The organism is Peristeroidobacter soli, assembly GCF_004138485.1.
Classification (GTDB): domain Bacteria; phylum Pseudomonadota; class Gammaproteobacteria; order Steroidobacterales; family Steroidobacteraceae; genus Steroidobacter; species Steroidobacter soli.
The window spans coordinates 15,281-37,869 of the sequence record NZ_RYEV01000004.1 but is presented as its reverse complement, the minus strand read 5'-3'; the positions used below and the strand labels follow the sequence as shown (position 1 = coordinate 37,869).

Sequence of the window (22,589 nt, the reverse complement as noted above, 5' to 3'; positions counted from 1 at the left end):
AGATTACTTGCAGAAGGTCTCTACGCTTGGAGACACCAATTCGGCGAACTTTCTAGCCCCGGTTGCGGAAAAGTGACCCATGTCGGTGAAGTCCTCCTTCCCAAAGTTGTTGATTCCTGCATCGATATACGTTGCTCCAAGCGCAGTCGCTGTATTCATCAGCAGCAAATTCAATCGCTCTTGAAGAGGCCACATGTCTCTGTATCGTACTCGGTTCGGAAATGGACCAACGTCAGGCACAGAGTTCAATAGATCCCGATTCAGAATCTGGCCGATAAACACTGACTTCACGTCGCGGCCTCTGTTGATGCTTGCAATGGTCCGGATGTGTTCGACAAAGAATCGCTCGAGCTGGCTCACATCGCCGGGGCGAGCTTGGGCCTCAAGGGAAGGAGCCTCAGGAATGGTGTCGAGTCGGCGCCTGGCCGCGGTGTAGGCAAGAAGGATCGTGGGTGAGAATCTGGCGGCGACGATTGCGGGCTTGCGCTCGGCCAACAGTAGTGAGTGATAGTTTGCATAGGTCGGGTCGAGATTCTCCACGTACGTGTTGGTTAGGTCATTCCAGCCGACATAGTAGATGGCACAAGCTGGAGACTTTCCTAGAATGCTTTGATAGAAGGCGGTGCGTATGAGGTGCTCAGTAGTGCTGTGACCAGGGACGCCAAAATTTAGCACGGTAAATCTACTGTTGAGGGCAGACTGTAGTTGCTCGACCCAAGTGTCCCCTTGAGTCACAGTCCAGTCGTAGGTAGTGGATCCGCCATAAACGAAGATCAGCGGCATCCGTAGATCATCTGGCGTAGGTTCAGGTCCTCGCAGCCCCAAGGAGTTGTGAGAGAACACGAAATCTTGGTCAAAGTAGCCACTTTCGAAGAAATTGTTCCATGGTGGGGCGATCAGTTTCTGGTTGCGACCGTCGTAACGGATCGTCTCTGACCAGTTTGCTCTTGGAACACGTTGCAGCTGGGGGTGGTATGCGAATCGTGAATCACGTGCCACAGAGAAAGTATTGCTCGGAAGAAGGGCGATGCCGACGACCGACTCGAGCGCCCGACTTGACGCTGCGAGTCCCAGCTCCAATAGGCACCACAGGAAGACGGCGAGTGATAAGTGAACGTGCTTGCTAAAGATGGCGGCGCAGAGGAGCAGCGCGAAGACGTACGTAAAGAAATAGAAGCGGTTAGTTCCGACGATTAGGTTTCCCATTATAAGGGCAACGATGAACGCAATGAGCACCAGGGACAGCCCGAGCGCGTTCAGTAGGAATGGGATCGCAACTGTGAAATTGAATGGCTTGCGAAGCCCGTAGTATGTTCCGAGGCTTACCCGGCTCATCGTCATATCAAGTCTCCTCATGCTGATCTAGTGCTCCCTTCAATGAAAATCCTTCTTTGCCCGTAAGCTCCACCGTCAAGTAGGCGGGCGGACACCCTGATGCTCCGGCGGGTCGCACGGATACGGGCATGAGCATGGCGGGCGGCATGCGACCAAGTATCTCGTGAGGGCCCTCTTGGTTCTGGCTCGTTATCCACGCATCCGAGCGTTCGGTTGCATCTGCTGGATCGAGCCGACCAAGTGAGCATCCAAAGCTTTGATACACGCGGTTCGGTCGAAGCGTTCGATGAACCCGTTCCTATCCAGGCTTGCTAGGTACGTGTAGCGTGGAAAACATAGGTGCAATCTTTGAGAAGATGCGAGGATGGTTACCATGGGTCACAGTCCTTTGTCGTTCGAGTCACTGCAGACAATACAGTCGGGTTTCAGCGATCCGCGTCGCCCCGCCGGGAGGGGTGGGTGTGCCCACCACGGCTCCTCCCTGAGTCAGGAGCGATCGCATGCCCATGAACAAGGTGTCGTCTAGTGAATCCGCCTGAACCCCCATGGCCGGACTCAATCGAATCAAGTAGTCGGAGGTGTCCCGGCGAAACGCAAACTGCATCGTCGTATTCCCACCAGCGTAGAATCTCTCCATCGTTCTTGCAGCATCGAACTCTTCTGGTGTTCCCCAAGACAACCGCGCCCAGCCCATGTCGGCGCGCCAGATGTCGATCTCTAGGGCGATATGAGTATTGGTGGCGCAGTGGTTTCGAAGGTCGAAATACACGCTCGAGATGCCCGCGGAGCTGGCTGAGTTGCCAGATGCTGGTCGTAGCAAGGGGGTTAACCGGACCGGCTCCATCGTCGGGCGCAATCTATCATCGCGATAGCCCTTGAGCCGAGCGTTCCAGAAGGGCGGATCTACGGCCATGATTGGATTTATCGGGATCACCAAATCTGGCTTCACCTGCTGAAACTTCACGTGCGCGGTCCATTGGATCGAGTAACGATGGGATGCAGCGCCCGATCTTGAAGCGCTGTCAGCGCGCCCATGAATCGAGAGCGCCGATGCGCATATCATGCAGATCAAAGAGATGATGGCAGTGTTGGCGGCCTTGTGGTTGCTGGTGCATACGAGGGCGACATAGAACGCCAAGGAGTAAGGAATGATGAAATATCTAGAGGCGAGGCCGATTGGGCTCATTTCCGGGAGAAGCCCGGCCCCAGCGGCTAGCGCGGTGACGACGAACAGCCAAAGCCCGGCGAGTGTCGCGGCGAGAGGAGATATCCATGTAAGGCGGTCGGAGCTTCTTTGTGTTCCGAACGACCACTTGCCCAGAAAGATCACGGTGATAATCCAGAAAGCCCCCGCCGCTGCACGCGTGAGAGTGTCGTGCCCTCCAAAAGTCAGCAGCGTCGAGAATGCGTCGAGCCAGTCGGCTAGCCTCGGGCTCAGCGGCGTGGTTTCGATGCGTCGTGATTGCAAAATGAAGCAGGCCTGGAGCAGTCCGCACGCTGTAACGATGGTGTAGGTTGATCTCCTCGAGGAGAAGTCACGGAGGTTCGCCCACTGAAAAGCGAGCACGGGAATCAGAAACGCCGAGAATGGTCCAGAGAGAGAGGTTACCGTGAGGAAGAGAATCTCGGCCTTGGAGCCGGAATTGCGAGAGGGAATACAGATGTGGAATGCGAGCGCAACCCCCAGGAAGAAGTGTGAGATGTAGAGAGCAAAGAATGGATCGCCCTTGTAGTTGGGCTGAAGTGCGATCGCGCACGCAAGAAATATTATTTGGATGCGATTGAGACCGGAGTCTCTTTCGCGATTGCTCAGGACGTAGATCACCGCATAGAACGAGAGCAGCCACCCGAAGAAGAAGATAAAGGGCGTCGATTCCGGAGACAGCCCAGTTAACAGCGTGACGAGCCGCAAATACAGATACTGTTGTCCATTGGCAGGTGTCCATAGTGTCGGGACCCCAATTTCATATAATTGATTTATTAGGACATAGCCATCGTCCGCCCATAGGCTTTTGGCTGCATATCCAACATCATCGATTCGTATGAGCAGCGTGATGGAGGTCGCCAGCAGCAACTGAAGAAACGTGCGGCGACGGAGCTTCAGCAGATCGATCTTCATCGTACACGCTCAAATTCGGGGCGATGCACCCGTCCAGGTGAGTGGGAAAGAAAGTCAGTCGGCGGAAGAGCACGCCCGTTGCCAATCCGATGTCGTCATTTCGGTCTTGTTCTCGCCTGGCTGCTGGTCCGCAAGACTGTTCTGAGTGCCACCTGCGACATTGAGAGCACCATTCCTGGTGTCTCACACTTGGCGAGTTCTCAGCTCTAGTTCCGGCGGCAAGCCGCGAGGCACTCGTAGCGATGATGCCGGAGTGTGAGCGAAGAATGCTCGTTCTTTCGATGAAGCATGTGCGCGTGAAAATCGGTTGTCATTGCTGAGATGATGATGGTGGAGGGGGTGTCGTTCGCTGTTCCTGGTCTATCAATTGCTTAGAGCGGTGCGATCGAAATACCGTCGGATCAGTATCACCAGAGCGGAAGGCTGACAAAGCGCCCCGAGGTTGCGATCAACGGAATGACTGACACTTGCTAGGTGATCGAAGTGCCTGCTAGCGGAGAGAAATTTAGTGATGTCTGAAGAGCGGTGCCATCTGGGGAGTCTCAGGCGGGGAGCATCGAGGAGCGTTGAAAGCAGAAACTCTTGTGATTATTTTCTTTTTGGGATTTGAAGGATATGTATACGAACAGGCACTGAGATTGAGCGGGAGACGGAAAATCGTGCTCTTATTCTTTTCAAAGACATCAGCGATCGAGATGCTCGATAGGAACAGAAGAGATCGGGTAGGTGCGGCGTGTGACACGGATCGTACGAAGGATCGATGCTGCAGCGAGCCTCGGAAGGCTTGACGCCAAATTTGCTAAGGCGTAGAGGTTACTCGTGGGGTGGTTGGAGCAGGCGAGAGACGGAGCTGACGCTCAATATGATGACTGCTAATCAATACGCCAGTTCGGCGATGAATGCGGTAGATAGGGACGTTCATCGCACTGCGGATTGGGCGCGACGCGAGGAGGCTGGAGCTGCTCAAGGAGAAGTGGCAGTGCGAGTGAGTGCGGCGCCTATCCTTAGCATCGTTGTTCCTGTTTTCAACGAAGAAGAAGTCATTGAAGAGTTTCACCGCAGACTAGTGGCGATGTTGGATGCGTTGAGCGAGTCTTCAGAGATCGTGTATGTGAACGATGGTAGTAGGGATGAGTCCTTGCGCTACATTCACAAACTCAGGGATCTGGATGGGCGCGTCGCGATCGTGAATCTCAGTCGAAATTTCGGAAAGGAAATCGCTGTGACGGCTGGGTTGGATCATGCCCGAGGAGCGGCAGCGATCGTAATCGATGCAGATCTGCAGGATCCACCGGAGCTGATTCCACTGCTGGTGGATAAATGGATTCAAGGATACGACATGGTCTGCGCGCGCCGGCGCGAGCGTCGTGGGGAAGCGTGGCTAAAGCGATCGACCGCGAGAGCGTTTTATCGGCTCATGGGCAGAATTGCCGAGACGCCAATCCCGGCGGACACAGGGGACTTTCGCTTACTGAGTCGGCGATGCCTTGATGCATTGGCAAGATGTCGTGAACAAAGGAGGTTCATGAAAGGCCTGTTTGCTTGGATTGGTTTCGAGCGCACTGAGATATTCTATGACCGAGATCCGCGCTTTGCAGGGAAGACGAAGTGGAACTATTGGCGGTTGTGGAATTTTGCTATCGAGGGAATCACCTCATTCACCATCTCGCCGTTGAAGCTATCAACATACCTAGGCTTAGGGACTGCGTTGTTGGCTCTGTTCTATGCGGCATTCATCGTGGTTAGGACATTGGTATTTGGGCGCGCGCTTCCTGGATACGCCTCCTTGATGGTCGTCATCTTGTTGCTGGCGGGCGTGCAACTGGTATCGATGGGCGTCATCGGTGAATACGTGGGGAGAATTTTTATGGAGTCCAAGGGAAGACCGCTGTATCTCCTCGATGTCTACATGTGTGCGGTGGGTTTGGATGATTCTAAAAACGTTGTGAGAGCGGGCGAAGATGCCAGAGGGAAATGAGCGCCACATCCATCGAGAATGTGACTAGCCGATGGGGGCAGCCGCCGGCTTGCAAGGTTGCCTCGTGGGCTCGGACTGTGTTTCTGCTCTAAGTGATGAGGCGCTATGGGTAAATCGTGCGATTCGGCCGAGAACCGCGGACATATCTTGCTAGTACCTAGCTGGTTCCAACGATTGATACATCCGCGTCGGCGCAGGCCAGAACGGCGCCGGGAGCGTGATGAAATCCCATATCTGGAATACTCATCAACTGATGGATAGATTGTCTCGTGGACGTGCGCAGGATCTGAGTGGCGCGCGATCACAGGCGCCATAGGCTGAAGACGGACGCGGAATGGGTGTCGATGTTATGGACAATAAAGAACTCGTCAGGCTACAGAGAGCATTATACGAGTCTCGGAATCCCACCAGAAGATGGCTGCATTGTTCTCGCCGCGACTGGATCGAACTTGCTATGAGACGCTTCTTGTCGCAAGGCGAAAGGGCACTCGAAATCGGTCCGGGTTCGGGTGTCTACATTCCCGTGTTGAAGGATCTATGTGCCCAGGTCTGCGTGTCTGATTGCGAGCACGCATACCTTGAAGCGATTGAAACATTGTACTGTGACGATCCGGCAGTCCGGACTGTCGTCGACGATATTACGAATTCGAAACTGAACGATGAAAGTTTCGATCTGGTTTTGTGCACTGAGGTCGTGGAGCACATTGCGGATTCATCTGCCGCGATGAGGAATATTGCTCGGGTCATGAAGCCGAGCGGGATACTCGTGCTGTCGACGCCGCAGCGGTATAGCTCGCTCGAGGTCGTTGCGCGCGTGGCGCTATCCCGCGAACTATTGTGGTTGACGCGACTTTTCTACCGCGAGCCGGTGCTGGAGCTTGGCCACATCAACTTGATGACCGCGAGGGAGCTTCAGGTTCAAATGAGTGCGGCCGGGCTTCGGATTGTCGAACAGTACAAGGGGGGCTTATACCTGCCACTGGTCGCCGAATTGCTGGGGGTGACTGGTCAGCGAATCGCAGCGTGGCTGGAGCAGAGGATACGTGGCACGCCGTGTGATGGCATTCTCTGGACTCAATATTACGTCGTGAGACGTACTCGGTGAGACGGCTCCAGTCGCCCTCCTGAATTCGATATCGAGTTCGCTGAAATGTCGTCATTTTGGCAGGCAGTGCGCTTCGGTCTCGTCGGTTTGCTGGGTACTGCGGCGTACTTCTCATCGACCATGCTATTGATGCGCCACGCTCGTATGCAATTGATGGGCAGCGCCGCCGCATCATTTCTTCTGGTGGTCATCATCAATTATTTGCTCCACTACTCGTGGACGTTTCGATCGCGCCGAGCTCACGCGAGTGCCGTCTTGCGATTCCTCGTTGCTTCGTCGGGGGGGATGGCGATCAACTCCGGGTTCTTGTTTCTCAGCGATAGCTTCACTCAATTGCCAACGGCGTTGCTTTTGTTTACAGGAGTGTGCGTGGTTGTAATTTGGAATTACCTATTGGCAAAATTCTGGGTATTCAAAGATGTCGGCTCCGGCGAATGAAGCGAGATAGCGGTACGGCGACAGCTACTGGGGGTCAGTCCTGTAACGCGACGGAAAGTCGTGGCGAAGTGCTGGCCCGAAGAGAATCCAAACTCTGCTGCAATTTCGGTAACTGATGCGTCAGATTGTTCAAGTCGCGCGCGGGCTAGGCGGATCCGCTGTCGCAGGCAGTACTGAGAAATCGTCGCCCCGAGGTGTTCGACGAACGCTTCATTCAGTTGGTTATAGTTCATTCCCATCGATCGACACATTCTCCGAATCACCTGAGGATCGTGTGGCTCACGAAGCAAAATCTGGATCGCCGTTTGCGTTGACGCGAGAAGATCAGCAGATTGGGTATGCGTTTTGTTCCGCTCGTCTGATGTGCGTACGAGTTCTATCACCAGACGGTGGAGCGCAGCGCGCGCGTTGGCGACGCCAAGTGCTTGCTGACTCGTGGGGCGGGTCCTTGTGGCGGCATGCTCCTCAAAAAGCTCCGTCAAGGCATCGAAAGCCCGTCTCGTTCCACGTAGTCGATGAGGGCGCATTTGCCTCAGCAGGTCGTTGGCTTGCATCGCAGCACCCTGATCCAGATCTGGCCAGGTGTAGCCGTGATCCAACGATCCCAGAATGACCCAGTAAAGAGTGCAGGGGTGCATGGTTGAGTCACATCCCCAATGCATTTCGCCGGGATGGGTGATGTATACATCGCGCTTGCGCAGTACATCGCGTGAGGTAGGCGTGGCCCATTCAACCTCACCCGAGGTGATGAAGCACAGCTCGTAAGCGTCTGGGTGGCAGTGAGGCTGCAGATGTCCCACGTCAGCGACAGCGAAGGTTCCCCGGCCGAGTTCGAGGACTTCCGGCAACAGGTGGTGACCGGCGCGGCTCCCCGAGCCGAAGACGAGGCGTCGAGACATGTTCATTTTTTCATCCAAGACTTTGTGAACGACGCGATCGTGCATTCTGAATTACAACTAGGCAACTCTTCTGACTGATAGGCGGGCACTGTGAAACTAACAGCGGAGCAGATCCGTAGCTTTCACAACTCGGGTTTTCTGGCAGTGGCTGAGCCAGTGCTGGATGGGAGTGAGCTGAACCGTCTCATCGCGCTGTATGATCGAATGTTTGCCGAGCAGGCAGGTCGTGCAGATGGCAACCAGTTTGACCTCGCTGGTCCCGATTCAGAGAATGAGCCAGCACGATTGTCTCAGATTCTACACCCCCATCGTTATTTCCCCGAGTTGCGAGGGGCATACGTGGATCGGCTGCACAGCGTGGCGGGTCAACTTTTGGGGCCGGAAGCGAAGACGGAAATCTTCCATGCAATCCTGAAGCCGGCCGGGATCGGAGTACGTACGCCCTGGCATCAGGACGAGGCCTACTGGAAACCTGATCGACAGTATCGTTCCATCTCAATATGGATCCCCCTTCAAATTGCTACCGAAGAGAATGGATGTCTGTGGTTCAACGATGGAAGCCACGAGTGGGAAGTCTTGGAGCATCGCAGCATCGGCGGTGATGCGCGCGTTCATGGCCTCGAACTCGTCGATGATAGCGTCATCCGTCATGCGGTGGCGTGCCCACTCCCTGCAGGAGGCTTCACCATCCATCGCAATCGCACGGCGCACTATGCCGGGCCAAATCTTACGGAGGCACCGAGAAGGGCGCTGGTCGTGAGTTCGGTACTTCCAGACCGCCCCTACCCCGCTCTCCGGCGATTTCCATGGAACGAGGTAAAGAATACCCAGCGGAAGATGCGTGCTGGGGGAGATGCGGGCTCTGATCATACCTGAGAGCACAGACTATACGAACCATGGGTCACTTGAGCCTGCTCGATTGGAGCATCATCGCTGCGTATTTCGTAGCCGTTTTCTGTATCGCCTTCTGGCCATCATCGAAGAGGAGCAACAGGGAGTCTGAGCAGTACTTCCTAGCCGGCCGCAATGTTGGCTGGTTTGTCATCGGCGCATCGATCTTCGCGGCCAATATTGGATCGGATCATGTGGTTGGGTTGGCTGGTAGCGGTGCGGCGGGTGAGATGCCAGCCGCGCAGTTCGAAATCCTGGGCTCTTTTTCGCTGCTGATTCTGGGATGGCTGTTCGTTCCCTTCTATTTAAAGTCCGGTGTGTTTACGATGCCGGAGTTCCTTGAACGACGGTTTTCATCTGGCGCGAGACTGTATCTCGCCGTCATTTCTGTGATTAGTTATGTGCTGACAAAGATTTCGGTCACGATCGCCGCAGGTGGTATCGTTTTCGAGACTTTGATGGGCGTGAATTTCTGGACCGGCGCCATCATCGTCACCCTCGCGACGGGCCTGTATACGATCGCCGGTGGTCTGCGCGCGGTGCTGTATACCGATGTGGTGCAAGTTGTGCTGATCGTCGGGGGCTCGGTGCTGGTTACCGTGATCGGACTCCGGGAGTTGGGTGGGTGGAATGAACTGAAGGCGTCAGTCGAGCCGAGTGCATTGAGCCTCTGGCGGAGTGCGTCTGATCCTACCTATCCGTGGACGGGGCTCATATTCGGCACCACCATCCTGGGCATTTGGTACTGGTGTACTGACCAATTCATCGTACAGCGTGCCTTGTCGGCGCGAAATATCGATGAAGCCCGAAAGGGCACGATTTTTGCGGCGCTGCTCAAGCAGTTGCCTCTGTTCATCTTTATTGTACCTGGTCTGATCGCATCCGTTCTCACCGAGCGCGGGCTGCTGCACTACGACCGCACTGATCAGTCCCTGCCCGCGTTGGTGGGCACGCTGTTGCCTGCCGGTATCAAGGGTCTGGTCGTCGCTGGACTCTTGGCGTCGCTCATGAGCGGATTGTCGGCCGTGTTCAACTCATGTGCCACCGTCGTGACGATGGATCTCTATCGAAAGATTGTACCGAACGCGTCCGAACACCGACTCTTGAGAGTGGGGCAGCTTGCAACGCTCGCCGCTGTAATCCTAGGGCTGCTCTGGATACCGTTCATTGGTGCGATATCAAACGGACTCTTCAGATACATCCAGAGCGTGCAGTCTTACATCGCGCCTCCGATCGCCGCCGCATTTCTCGTCGGCGTTCTATGGCCGCGAGCCAACGACAAAGGCGCCATGGCGGCGCTCCTGGTGGGATTTGTCGTGGGCGCATCGAGACTATTTCTGGAGATGAACAAGGCTGGGTTGCATGGAATCTGGCGCGAGTTCGCAAGCATCAATTTTCTGCATTTTGCACTGCTTCTCTTTGCACTGGCCGTCGTCATCATGGTGGTAGTTAGCCTCCTTACTGAGGCTCCGCCGAGAGAAAAAACAGAGGGCCTGGTGCTCCACTATGACGGTCTATCGCTAAGAGGCTGGCGCGGTACTCAAATGAATCACGTACTGAGTCTCATGGTGATCGCGATCGTCGGCATCATCTGGCTGTGCTTCAGCTAACCAAGGCCGCGGCGCTTCCGAGCGAGTCACCACAACGGTAGGTGACGTCATGGACGACCGGAGGAGTCCGGCCAATCCGGGCTGTTGTTCAATCCAGCCGGAGAATATTCGTCCATGCTTCAGATCGATCGGCCCAGGTCTTGTCCGGGGCTATTCTTTGGCGTTTTCGCTGCACTCGTCGCTCTCGGTATTCACGCGGAAGATGTGACACGCACGCCGACTTCCCGGTTACCAGCGACGCCGGAATGGGCGAAAGACCTCGTCATCTACGAGATCGCAACTAAATCGTTCACCTCGCCCAGTGGTCCCGAAAGCGGAAACTTCGAGAGTCTGAAAGCACGCCTTGCTTACCTGCAGGATCTGGGAATTACGGCTATCTGGTTGTCGGGCCACTCGCTTTCCGATCCCCATCACTTCTACAACGTTTGGACGCAATATGCGACGATCGAACCTGACAAGCTCGACCCATCTCTGGGCATGCCCGAACAGTTCAAGGCAATGATCGACGAGGCGCATCGGCGCGGCATCAAGATTTTTCTCGACGCAATCACGCACGGTGTCATGCCCGAAAGCCCATTGATCAAGCGGCATCCTCATTGGTTTCGGGGCAGCAGCTTCGGAATGATCGACTACGACTGGTATGGAGGCCACACGGACCTCGACGACTGGTGGGTGCAGGTCTGGACGGATTATGTTGTCCGATATGGTGTCGATGGGTTTCGGCTCGACGTCGACATTTATCGTCCCGATCTATGGTCGAGAATCCGGAAGAATGCCGCGGCCGCTGGGCGGCCCATTGTCCTATTTCCGGAGGTTGGTCGCGTGATTTCTGGGGTGACGGATTTCAAGCAAGGGGACGCTCGCGCCACCGACCTCGCGGACGATGTATCCACGTTCTACAGCCAGAAATTCGGTAAGGCGGGCAGTTACAGGGTTGAGATTCAATTTGCGGACGGCGGCAAATCCACCGGAACGACCGAAGAGAGCGATGACCTACAGGTGCGGCTCAACGGACTCGCCGACGAGGTATCGCCACGAATGGATTTCTTTGTTCCAACCGATGAAGTCGCTGATGTCCAGTTGCGAGTCACGAGCGTTTCGGGCGCGCCGAGAAAAGACCAAGCCTCGACGCGGCCGATTCGTGACATTATCGTGACACGCAAGGGCGATGGGGCACAGTGGACCTTGAGCGGGGTCAATATTCTGGGGAATTTTGCGGGAAACCCTATCCCCATTAGAACGGGCGCCATGATCGTTGACGGATGGCTGCCTGATTTCAAGCTCAATCTGCGAACGCTCGGTGATGGTCTGTCATCAGTACTGCTCAGCACCCACGATAACGGCTGGGACGGCTTTTCCTTAGATCAGAACCCCTACGTTGCCCAGGGAAGCCGAGCGCTGTTCGGTTATGCGTTTCTGTTCACGCCCATGATTCCCATCTTCATGGCAGGCGAAGAGTTCGATGCTAAATTTCATGCCCTACCTACGCTTTCCCCGAACCTCTATGGCGGAAAAAGCCCTGGCAAAGGTCGGTGGCTCTACGGGTCCATGCTGGACTGGAGTGAACTCACGCAGTCTCATCATCGAGACATGCTCGATGACGTATCCAAAATGCTAGCGATTCGCAAGCAAGAGCGTGCCGTGCTCGCCCCGTGGATGCGCAGTGATCTTGAGCCGCAGCTCATGGCGGTTCCCCATATTTCAAGCATCGATGTGCCCGTGCCCTACATGCGATGGAAGGAAGACACGGCCATCATCGTGATGGCGAATCGCGATACGAAGTCTGAGGCGCTGCTGCAGCTGAAAGTTCCGGTGGATCGTCTCGGTGACACGCCGGGAGCCAAATACAGAGTGACCGATCTTTGGAGGGGCACGGAACCAAGAATGTACTCAAGACAAGAACTCGCGAACTTTCCCTATACCGTAAAGCCTGACAAAACTCCGGGGGGCGGCCTTGGAATACTGAAAATTGAGGTTACGCCACCCGAAGACGGTACGTGAGCCGCGTCATCGGAGGAATTCATTCGCGACATCCGTGCGTGAAGAATACGGCGGTGGACTAGCGCCGCAACCAGATTGCGTATGTACGCGATGAGGGCACGATCACCCTGGTCGCGTCAATGGCTGGCAGTAGCTGGACCGCGGTAGGCTCCGAGCTGGCTGTAACAGGAGCCGACGCAGCGCTGCGAGCGGCCTGTGAAGGGCGTTGTATCTGTTTTTCGTTGGGGTCGGCCGGCTCGTTCAACCGGTCAGATCGATGCCAACGATCGATGCCACGGGCATTTCTTGTCGATGCGATTCTTCCGGGGAGCCGCAACCGCGCACATGCGTAGGCTTTTGAGTTGCGGAGCGTTATCACTCCGACGATCCCGCACTGCGGTGCTCCATTGGCCGAGCCGGATTGCGTGTCTCATCGATGGTACTACGCCGCGCGCGGCAGCTAACGAGATGTCGGGTCGATGTCGGCATGCAGCGCTCGCGGGCTGCTAGTCATCGAACGCGCGGAGACCCCTTGATATGACGCCATTCCATGCCACGCCCCCTGCGAGGTTGGTCCGTTGCGGACTACTGGCACTGCAGTTACTGCTTGCGACGTCCGCCTTGGCCAATGGAGGCGCGCTCACTCAGCGAGTCTTCGTCATCCCGCACTCACACTGGGAAGGGCAGGTCTTCAAAACGCGCGAGGAATACCTACAGATTGGGCTACCAAATATTCTCAAAGCGCTTGAGCTGCTCGAGAATTACCCTGAATATCGGTTCGTGCTCGATCAAATGTGCTATGTGAAGCCGTTTCTCGATCGGTATCCCGAGAAGGAAGGCGAGTTTCGCGAGCTGCTAAGGCAGGGAAGAGTGCAGATCGTCGGCGGCACTTACACGATGCACGACAGCAACGTGCCCACTGGAGAGGCCATCGTGCGCCAGTATCTGATGAGTAAAAGCTACTTTCGGAAGCGGTTGAACTATGACGTGACTACGGGCTGGGCGATCGACACGTTCGGTCACAATGCCCAAATGCCGCAAATCCTGAAGCTCGCTGGTATGAAGTCCTATTGGTTTCAGCGTGGCGCACCGGACCGCAGCACTCCGAGCGAGTTCCTATGGCAAGGCATCGATGGGACGCGGATACCGGCATTCTGGTTGCCATTGGGCTACGGCATTTTCTACCCTGGCAAAACCCCCACCACGGAGATCGAGTTCGACAACCGACTGGTCGATGTGTTTGATCAGCTCACGCCATTCAGTCGAGGTCATGAGCGGGCGCTGATTGCCGGCGCTGACGTTTTTCCTCCGGAAGAAGTGATTCCGGTCATGCTCGCTCGATTCAATCGATCACCAAACCAGCCATTCAGCACTCAGTTTGCAACGCCAGCAGATTTCGAGACGATCGTTGCACAGCGTGCCACGCAACCCGTCGTGACCGGGGAGCTCAATCCGATCTTCCGCGGTGGATACAGCACCCGAATCGAAATGAAGCAGACCATGCGGGAGACCGAAGGACTGCTCCTGACGGCGGAGAAGCTCAGTGTGGTAGCCTCGGTCCTTGGTGGCAAAGCCCGTCCCGTCGGCCTTGAACAAGCCTGGGAGCAGGTCCTGTTCAACCAGGCACACGACCCGGCCATCGGTGTCATGGCAGATCACGTTTACGATGAAGTCGCGCGAACCTATGGGCAGGCACGGCGCACGGCGCAGAGCGAGACCGGGCGAGCCGTGGACACCATTCTCGCGCGCATCGACACGTCAGGCAAAGGTGTGCCCGTCGCCGTGTTCAACACACTGAGCTGGTCGCGCACCGACCTTGCCGAAGTGGACGTTGCCTTCCGGGAGTCGCACGTGCGGCAGATCGGGCTGCTCGATGAGAAAGGCAGATCGGTGCCCGTTCAGATTCTGAGTACCGAACGCGATAGGGACGGAGGAATCCGTCGTGCCCGCATCTGTTTCATTGCGCGGGAAGTTCCCGCGCTGGGGCTTGCGATCTACCATGCCATATCCCATGGGCCGGGTCCACATGATGTACCGACCAATTCCCGCACGAGCATGCATGAAGACTCCAGCAGCATCGAGAACAGCCTGTACAGGGCAACGTTCAACCTCTGGACGGGCGCGATGACGAGTCTCGTCGTCAAGGATAGGAACTGGGAGGTACTCGCCTCATCCGGGAATCTCGTCGCGCGCGAAGACGATGCTGGAGACTGGTTCGAAATCGATTTGGAACTCAACCCCGGACGGCTCACGGCGATGCAAATGCCCATCCCGGCTCCCCGACCGGCTCGCACACTGTGGAGTTCTGACTTCGGCGGCGGCGGCGGCGGTACCCTCACGAGCTATGGCGGTAAGACGACGGTTGGGCCGGTGTTTTCCCAGTTCGATGTCGCTCATCCTTTTGGCACCAACGGCTACGCGACGCGGGTCCGTTTGTACCACGACCTCGCCCGCATCGATATTCGCACCACTATCACAAACCAGGAGGACCACGTTCGATACCGAGCGGTGTTTCCCACGGTGATGACGAAAGGCGTCGCGACGCACGAAATTCCATTCGGGGCGATCGAGCGCAAGACCATGCAAGAATGGCCCGCGCAGAACTGGATCGATTACAGCGACGGACATCAGGGACTCACGCTGTTGAACCGTGGCTTGCCCGGCGGCAATGTCGCCGACGGCATGCTCATGCTTTCGCTGGGACGCTCGACGGGAAACAAGGCCGGCAGAAACGAGATGGGCCGAGTGTTCACTCTCGACTATGCGCTGGTTCCCCACGTAGGCGATTGGCGAGCCACGCTGCCCTGGCGTGCAGGTCTTGAGTTCAATCATCCGCTGCTCGCGGAGTCAGCAATATCTCACCCTGGCGATGTTGCTGCGAGTTGGGGGCTGCTTTCTGTTTCTCAAGACAATGTCGTCGTGTCTGCATTGAAGTTAGCAGCCGATGGTGCGACGGTGCTGCGAGTGTACGAAGCGGCTGGTAGGCCGACCCGAGGAGCAAGTATCAATTTCAGCAGTGATGTTGGAAGGGTCCATGAAAGCAGTCTCATCGAAGAGGATGGCGCAGCGATCGCATCGGCGTCGAATCGAATTGTCTTCGATCTCAAGCCGTATGAGATCCGGACATTCAAATTGAAGTTCGAAACTCGATCTTGAGTGGGAGTGGACCTTTGATCACCCATCGATCTAGCGATGTTTCCACCGGCTCTTGCTCTCGGGTACCACCTGATCGAAGTGAGTGCAGGGCAGGATGATAAAACCGGGCGACGTTCTGTCGCGTGATCGCGCTACCTAGCGCTGCGGAATGTAGTGATCGTCCCCCGATTTCGTGGAGACCACCAAAAGGTGGACAATGCGAAGTTGGAGGTTGGAAGTGTCAGAGCAGAGAACGAGAAAGCAATACAGCGACGAGTACAAATCGGAGGCTGTGCGTTTGGTGCGGGAGTCCGGCAAGCCTCTGTCGCAGATCGCGCGTGAGCTTGGAATCAACGACAACATGCTGCATCGATGGTCACGAGAAGAACGTGACGCGCAGGCGGCAGGCAAAACGCGAGGTGAGGTCAAGGGCGATCAGGAGGAGCTGGCTCGATTGCGTCGAGAGCTGGCGCGGGTGACCGCGGAACGCGATTTTTTAAAGCGAGCGGCGGCGTTCTTCGCGAAGGACGTGAAATGAGGTTCCGAGCCATCCGGGACAACATTGGCCGCTTTGCTGTGGGTTTGATGTGCTCGGCGCTGGGTGTATCGGTCTCCGGCTATTGCGCTTGGCGAGATCGACCACCGAGCGCACGGACGCGGGCCAATGATCAGCTGCTAGGGGAGATTCGCGAAGCTCACCAGCGTTCACGGGGTACCTATGGCAGCCCGCGGATCACCCACGAGTTGAGGGCCCAAGGCCATCGCGTCGGCGAGAACCGTGTCGCTGGACTGATGAGAACAGCCCAGATACGCGCCAAGAGCGCTCGCAAGTGGCGCGCGACGACGCTGTCCGCTCATCGATGGCCGGTGGCCGAGAACACGCTGGACCGCGCGTTCAGCGTCGCTCAGCCCAATCGCGTATGGGCTGGGGACATCAGCTACGGTACGCCTAGACGCTGCCAGTCCCCGCCGCATTGAGGGGGAAACAGCGCTTGAGCATGTGTGGAATGCATCGAGTTATGAAGATGCCCTTCTTCTGCTACGAGAAGAAGTGAGCCGAAGCGGCGGTGACTTGTCGGACACTGACAAGGTGACGAAGTCCGCAGATAACGGGGCTTGAGGCGAAGTCGTTACGCCAAGATGAGTCTCTAGGCTGAGCATGGGACGGTTGAGGAACACGAACCTATTTGAAACGCATCTGAGGGTTGAAATGTCACCCCTGCCTACACGACTTAACAGGCAGGACGTGGGTGTGCCAACTGGTAACACGTATGCGCCAACTGGCAAATCGCTGGACCAACATGTAGGTGGTCCGGTGATGCGGTTTGGGAAGAGCGTCGCTAGACCAAACCACCTGCGACGACTTGCGGCAAGCAAGGATAAAGACTGCGATAGGCAACCTCGCCCGTGTGTTCGAGTCCAGACATGTGAACTAGGGAAGGCTTGGAACAGATGTTAAGGGGGTGTGCCCTCCGAGGCTGTCCAAGTTGGCGGAGCTCTCGTAGTAGTCAGCGACAGGGAAAGCCTGTCACATGGCGAAGGGGAGCAGTCTGAAGCTTGTGCGGCAAATTAGCCGACTGCAATGAGGTGAAGACCTTTGATAATCGGCGAAATGCAGGACAAGCTGGCGAGATGGTCAACGGATAACAAAGAACGCAAGTTCGATCGACTCCTGCGACTGATTACCGATAGAACTTGGCTCGCGGAAGCTGCGCGCGTGACCTTGGCCTCACGGGGTGCGCGAACGGCGGGGATAGACGGAATCGACAAGCAACGTATGGAGATCGATCTCCCTACAGAGCTATCGAGGATACGTAACGAGCTGTTGGCGGGCACTTATGAGCCGTTGCCGGCGCGACGTGTGTATATTCCTAAAGCAAGTGACAAGAAGAAACTGCGGCCTCTGGGCATCCCGAGTCTGCGGGATCGAATCGTGGAGCGGGCCATGCTGATGGCGATGCAGCCGATCTGGGAGAGCGATTTTCATCGGCTCTCCTACGGCTTCAGACCCGAACGCAGCGTCCACCATGCGATACGAACGATCAAGTTGCAGCTGCAGGACGGCGATGAATCAAGCGTGTCTGGTCGCTGGATTATTGAAGGTGACCTCGCCAGCTACTTCGATACCGTCCATCATCGGCTGCTGATGAGAGCCGTTCGTAAGCGCATTGCAGATCAGCGTTTTCTGGCATTGTTGTGGAGACTCATCAAGGCCGGTCGCGTCGATCACGGTCTCTTTCGCGCTGCCAGCGAAGGCGTTCCACAGGGGGGAGTCCTATCCCCACTGCTATCCAACATCATGCTCAACGAGTTTGATCAGTGGATGGAAACGAACTACCTGAGCAAGCAAAGTGCGGAAAGACCGGTGGGCGTGGAACTTTGGCATTCTCAAGCGGCGACCTATTACTGTGAGAGAAGGCCGGCAGTGGAAGCCAGCGGTGGCATACTGCCGATATGCAGATGATTTTACGGTGGTGGTGAAAGGTACCAAGGCGCATGCAGAGGAAGTGCGTGAAGCCTGCCGGGCCTTTCTGGAAGGCAAACTGAAGCTCACGCTCAATATGGCGAAAACCCATATCACTCACGTGAACGACGGCTTTGTCTTTCTCGGCCACCGGATTATCCGCAAACGAGGACCTCGTGGGAGCATGCGGCCCGTCACAACGATACCGTGGGCGAAATACCGGGGACTTGCACAGAAACTTGTCAAAGAACTGTCGGGCAACTACAGCATCAACAAAATTGACCAGGTGGAATCTCTGAATCGTATCCTCGCAGGATGGGCAGAGTTTTACCGGTTCACCGACTACACGGCAACTGTGTTCCAGCGATTGGATCGGATCGTGTTCTGGAAGCTCGGGCACTGGCTCGGTCGAAAATATCGAGCCACCCTCAAAACCCTCTGTCGTCAGTGGGTGCGTGCTCCGGAACCCGGGCGGGCCAAAACCTGGGGCCTACCAGGGCCGGATAGTCGCGGAGCCTTCCGAGAAATCACACTGCGGCGACTGGTGACGAGCCGGAAGGGTCAGTTCAAGTGGCGGCTGCCGCAAGGCAATCCGTACATCTTGCGCGAAGAGAAGCACAATACATTCGAATCGCATTACGCTGATCTCGTCTTTGCTATGAGCAACACTTGAGATGGAGAGCCGGATGCGCTGAAAGGTGCAAGTCCGGTTCGGGGCGGAGAGACCGGGAAATAGTTCGACTACGCCCGGTCTCTCACTCCACTGTGGACGGCGCAAGGCTGGTTGTATCTGGCCGTGGTGCTCGATCTGTACTCGCGAGCCGTGATCGGCTGGGCGATGGGCGAACGTCTGACTGCGGATCTGGCGACGCAGGCGCTGACGATGGCACTGTGGCGGCGCAAGCCGCATCCCGGACTGCTGCATCACTCTGACCGTGGAGTTCAATACGCGGCCGGAGATTATCAGCGGCTGCTGGCCACGCACGGCATCGACTGCTCGATGAGCCGCAAGGGCAACTGCTGGGACAACGCAGTGGTCGAAAGCTTCTTTCACACGCTGAAAGTCGAACTCGTGCATCATCGTCGCTATCTCACGCGAGATGAAGCACGCCAGGACATCTTCGAATGGATCGAGGTGTTCTACAATCGGCAACGTCGTCACTCTACGCTCGGCTACCGTTCACCGGCCGAGTTCGAGACGATGGACAAAGTCGCTTAGCGATGTCTCCGCGATCTCGGGGGAAGATCATAGCCCTATTACAAGTGCACCGTCGGCGGCGATGGACGCCCATCTTCGTGATGCCGATGGGGCGCTCCAAACGCAGTCTCTAAGAAGATGGGGGGGCAACGCCGACCATCAGTCCATCTCTAAAATGGGACCCGTCGTAAATCCTCGGCGTATGGAAAGCCGTATTACCAGCTCGAGTCAACCTGCGCGAGTGGTCTGATGCGTCAGTCGGCAGTCTCTTTGTTGAATGGTTGCTGGACAACACACCCCTACTTCCCATTGAAGTGCAGCAATCGAAGCTGCGTCGGCAGGTATTCACCTCAAGTGTGAACGTCTCGACTCATTGCAGCTGGTTGAAAATGGTTCTGTGGAAGGATGATCATGTTAAAAGTTGTCGTCATACTCACCGGCTTTTCGTTAGGGACTTTTGGGGCGCATGCCAGAGGAGCACTGAGCCAAAGTGTACCCACGCACCCCGGCTTGAGCGCGCCGAGCGACCATCTCACTCAATACCATAGCTCTCTAAAGTCCATCGACCCAAGCAACGTCAAACAGCTGGGATTAGCTTGGTACGTAGACCTTCCCGGGCAGCGAACGCTTCAGGCGACGCCCCGGGAGGTGGACGGCACTTTGTACTTTTCAGGCACCAATGGGTGGGTCTTTGCCGTCGATGCGCGCAGCGGCCAAGTACGATGGCAATACGATCCGGAGCTTTCCACTCATCCGTCCCATTCTCGGGCGGCGATCTTCGGAGCAAATCGAGGCGTCGAAGTCTGGAAAGGAATGGTGTACGTCGGGACGGTTGATGGTCGGCTGGTTGCGCTCGAAGCCAAGTCAGGGAAGGTTCGTTGGTCTGCCCAGACCTTCGACGAACCCGCCATGGAGAAAATCATCTCAGGCGCGCCGCGCGCGTGTGATGGAAAGATTGTGATCGGCCAAGGAGGGTACGACCTCACGCGAAGCTATGTCACCGCGTACGACGCGAAGGACGGGCGTAAGTTGTGGCGTTTTCACACGGTCCCAGGTGACCCGGCAAGCGGCTTTGAGGATCCTGCCATGGAGATGGCTTCGAAGACTTGGAGTGGAGAGTGGTGGAAGCAGGGCGGACATGGAACAGTTTGGGAGAGCATCGTGTGCGATCCCAAGTTCAACCGGGTGTACTTCGGCACAGCCAGTGCGATGCGACCTGATCTTCCCCGTAGTAACGACAAGCTCTTTACGGCTTCGATTGTGGCCCTCGATGCGGATACAGGAAAGTACGCGTGGCACTATCAGATGAATCCTGGCGATACGCTTGAATACGATGCCGCCAGCCCCATAGTGCTAGCCGACCTGACCATTGCTGATCAACCTCGTGCCGTGTTGATGCAAGCGCCGAAGAACGGCTTCTTCTACGTGATAGACCGGGTCGAGGGCAAGCTGATCTCAGCCGAAAAAATCGGCAAGGTGACGTGGGCTGATCGCATCGATCTACAGACCGGCCGTCCAGTGGTCAGCGCTAGATTTGCTGGCGAGAAAAAGCCCGCCGAAGAATGGCCTAGTGCCTTCGGTATGCATAATTGGCAACCGATGTCATTTAGTCCTGATACGGGGCTCATGTACGTTCCGACCATCAAGCTCGGCTATCCGACCGATCCGGCTGCCGACCAAGACAACGGCTCCGGAGGACTGCTTGCTTGGGACCCGAGGACTCAGAAGAAGCGCTGGGAAGTGCGTTTACAAGATAGCTTCTGGAACGGCGGAGTATTGAGTACCAGCGGCGGCGTGGTGTTCCAAGGAACCGGGCGAGGGTATTTCAATGCGTACAACGCAGCGAGCGGGGAGAAGCTCTGGTCATTCTATGCCGGCCTTGGCATCAATGCAGCGCCCATGAGCTACGCGCTGGACGGTGTGCAGTACGTCGCGGTACTCGTGGGCTTTGGCGGAACCGCCAATTCGAACAAAGCGGGTGACTACGGGTGGCGCTTCAACGAGCAGCAGCGGCGATTACTCGTCTTCGCTCTTGGTAAGAGCGCGACGTTGCCACCGGGCATGCCTCCACGATTTAGTGTCAAAGCGATCGATGTTCCAACTTTGCAGATCGATACGGCGCTCGCAGCTCGAGGAGCGGTTGCCTTCGATAATCATCGGTGCTCCGGTTGCCATGGCTTTGGGCTCAACAGCTACGCGTCCATTGCTCCTGATCTGCGAGAGTCTCAATTGGCGACGAATTTCGATGCGTTCAAGTCCGTTGTGCGTGAGGGAGCACTAGCCTCGGCAGGTATGCCTGCATTTGATCATGTGTCTGACACGGATCTTCGGGCGATATTCATGTACGTGCGAGCCGGCGCGCGTGAGGCGGCCTTGGCTGATCGTTGAGCCGCGGCCGAACGCCAGTGCTCAGTGCGAGTTACGATTGCAACGCGGCCGCAGCTGACACCAACAGTCCGTACCACTCCTCTCGATCAAGATGGACGGAATCAGCGGCGCAGTTCTCTGTAATGTGAGCCGCGTCGGTGCTGCCTATGATGGGCAGGATTGCCGCCGGATGACGCAGCAACCATGCCAACGAGATGACCCAGGGCGTGGTGCTTCGAGCTGCGGCGATCCTTGCGAGTACACGAGCAGCCTCCTTCGCTTTGGGGTTCGCGTCCGCGGGTAAGTTGGCGAACGTGCCTTGCAGCGGAGAGTGTGCCTGCAGGCAGATATCATGCAGGCGGCAGTAATCGATGATTCCGGTGACACGTGTGCTATCTGCAAGATTTCCGTTGAGCCCATCGGCAATGACATCGCAGAGCGCGAGCCCCAACGGAATCTGATTGACCACCACGGGTTGTCGCAGCACTTTCCTCAATAGCTCAATCTGGCTGACGGTATGGTTGCTCACGCCAAAGTAGCGCACCTTTCCACTGGCTGTTAGATCTTCAAATGCGGCGGCGATCTCCTGTGGTTCGCCGAGTGCATCCGGGTAGTGTAGGAGCAAAATATCTAGATGGTCCGTGCCGAGCCGGCGAAGACTGCCCTCGACGCTGTTGACAATGTGCTCGCGACTGCAATCAAGGTAGTAGCCGCCAGGGAGCCACGGCTGAGTCTGCCCGCGCACCCCAGCTTTTGACTGAATGACGATTCTCTGCCTCAATCTCGGTGAGCGATGCAGGACCTTGCCGAATGCTTCTTCAGCTTTGAAGTAGCCGTAGTGATCAGCTAGATCGAAGAGGGTGATCCCGTTGTCAATGGACGTTTGAACGAGTCGCTCCGCTGATGAGATCGCGGATGCGTCGAGTGGAGCCGAGTTGAGCGGCACGAGCTTGGCACACCCGTAAGCGATGCGAGAGACGGCCAGGTCTGTTCGGGCGATCTTCTGCGTCGTCATTGGCCTCAGGGGGGCGCCACCACTCAGCTGATAACTCTGCTGAGAACGGTCCGTG

At 56.5% G+C, this 22,589-nt stretch carries 12 protein-coding genes and 3 pseudogenes; 11 read left to right on the top strand and 4 right to left on the bottom strand.

Going from position 1 to position 22,589, the window contains the following annotated elements:
* Positions 1-3: 3 nt before the first annotated feature.
* Complete coding sequence (locus EKO19_RS15910) at positions 4-1,341, bottom strand: SGNH/GDSL hydrolase family protein (RefSeq protein ID WP_129777460.1); 1,338 nt, start codon at positions 1,339-1,341, stop codon at positions 4-6.
* Between the two features lie 394 nt (positions 1,342-1,735).
* Complete coding sequence (locus EKO19_RS15905; protein ID WP_129777459.1) at positions 1,736-3,454, bottom strand: hypothetical protein; 1,719 nt, start codon at positions 3,452-3,454, stop codon at positions 1,736-1,738.
* An 862-nt stretch (positions 3,455-4,316) separates the two neighbouring features.
* Between EKO19_RS15905 and EKO19_RS15900 the strand changes: the two genes are divergently transcribed.
* The 3 genes from EKO19_RS15900 (at position 4,317) to EKO19_RS15890 (ending at position 6,975) form a co-directional block, all read left to right on the top strand.
* Positions 4,317-5,432, top strand: coding sequence for a glycosyltransferase family 2 protein (locus EKO19_RS15900; protein ID WP_246038903.1), 1,116 nt, complete (start codon positions 4,317-4,319; stop codon positions 5,430-5,432).
* Positions 5,433-5,766: 334 nt separating this feature from the next.
* The gene (locus EKO19_RS15895) at positions 5,767-6,537 is read left to right on the top strand and encodes a class I SAM-dependent methyltransferase (protein ID WP_129777458.1); all 771 of its coding nucleotides are present in this window, start codon (positions 5,767-5,769) and stop codon (positions 6,535-6,537) included.
* 45 nt (positions 6,538-6,582) lie between these two features.
* Positions 6,583-6,975, top strand: coding sequence for a GtrA family protein (locus tag EKO19_RS15890; RefSeq protein WP_129777457.1), 393 nt, complete (start codon positions 6,583-6,585; stop codon positions 6,973-6,975).
* Here EKO19_RS15890 and EKO19_RS15885 read toward each other — a convergent pair.
* Entirely contained in the window at positions 6,924-7,919 is a 996-nt protein-coding gene (locus tag EKO19_RS15885; protein WP_129777456.1) for a helix-turn-helix domain-containing protein, read from the bottom strand. The genes EKO19_RS15890 and EKO19_RS15885 overlap by 52 nt on opposite strands.
* A 45-nt stretch (positions 7,920-7,964) precedes the next feature.
* On the opposite strand from EKO19_RS15885, the gene EKO19_RS15880 reads away from it, so the two are divergent.
* The 8 genes and pseudogenes from EKO19_RS15880 to EKO19_RS15840 all read left to right on the top strand — a co-directional run bounded on the left by EKO19_RS15880 (position 7,965) and on the right by EKO19_RS15840 (position 21,540).
* Positions 7,965-8,750: a phytanoyl-CoA dioxygenase family protein gene (locus tag EKO19_RS15880; protein WP_129777455.1), complete on the top strand. Its 786-nt coding sequence runs from the start codon at positions 7,965-7,967 to the stop codon at positions 8,748-8,750.
* A gap of 20 nt (positions 8,751-8,770) precedes the next feature.
* Entirely contained in the window at positions 8,771-10,375 is a 1,605-nt protein-coding gene (locus tag EKO19_RS15875) for a sodium:solute symporter (RefSeq protein WP_129777454.1), read from the top strand.
* A 114-nt stretch (positions 10,376-10,489) separates the two neighbouring features.
* Positions 10,490-12,376 (top strand): alpha-amylase family glycosyl hydrolase, encoded by a 1,887-nt coding sequence (locus EKO19_RS15870; protein WP_129777453.1) that lies wholly within the window; start codon positions 10,490-10,492, stop codon positions 12,374-12,376.
* A 516-nt stretch (positions 12,377-12,892) separates the two neighbouring features.
* On the top strand, positions 12,893-15,511 hold the full coding sequence (locus EKO19_RS15865) for an alpha-mannosidase (RefSeq protein WP_129777452.1): 2,619 nt from the start codon (positions 12,893-12,895) through the stop codon (positions 15,509-15,511).
* Between the two features lie 196 nt (positions 15,512-15,707).
* Positions 15,708-16,432, top strand: a pseudogene (locus EKO19_RS40160) (IS3 family transposase); the annotation flags it as partial.
* A gap of 670 nt (positions 16,433-17,102) precedes the next feature.
* Positions 17,103-18,627: pseudogene (gene ltrA / locus EKO19_RS15850) on the top strand (group II intron reverse transcriptase/maturase).
* An 81-nt stretch (positions 18,628-18,708) separates the two neighbouring features.
* Positions 18,709-19,173 (top strand): annotated as a pseudogene (locus tag EKO19_RS15845) (IS3 family transposase); the annotation flags it as partial.
* Positions 19,174-19,563: 390 nt separating this feature from the next.
* On the top strand, positions 19,564-21,540 hold the full coding sequence (locus EKO19_RS15840; RefSeq protein ID WP_175597079.1) for an outer membrane protein assembly factor BamB family protein: 1,977 nt from the start codon (positions 19,564-19,566) through the stop codon (positions 21,538-21,540).
* Between the two features lie 31 nt (positions 21,541-21,571).
* On the opposite strand, the gene EKO19_RS15835 is transcribed toward EKO19_RS15840, so the two are convergent.
* The gene (locus tag EKO19_RS15835) at positions 21,572-22,534 is read right to left on the bottom strand and encodes an aldo/keto reductase (protein ID WP_129777447.1); all 963 of its coding nucleotides are present in this window, start codon (positions 22,532-22,534) and stop codon (positions 21,572-21,574) included.
* Between the last annotated feature and the right edge of the window lie 55 nt (positions 22,535-22,589).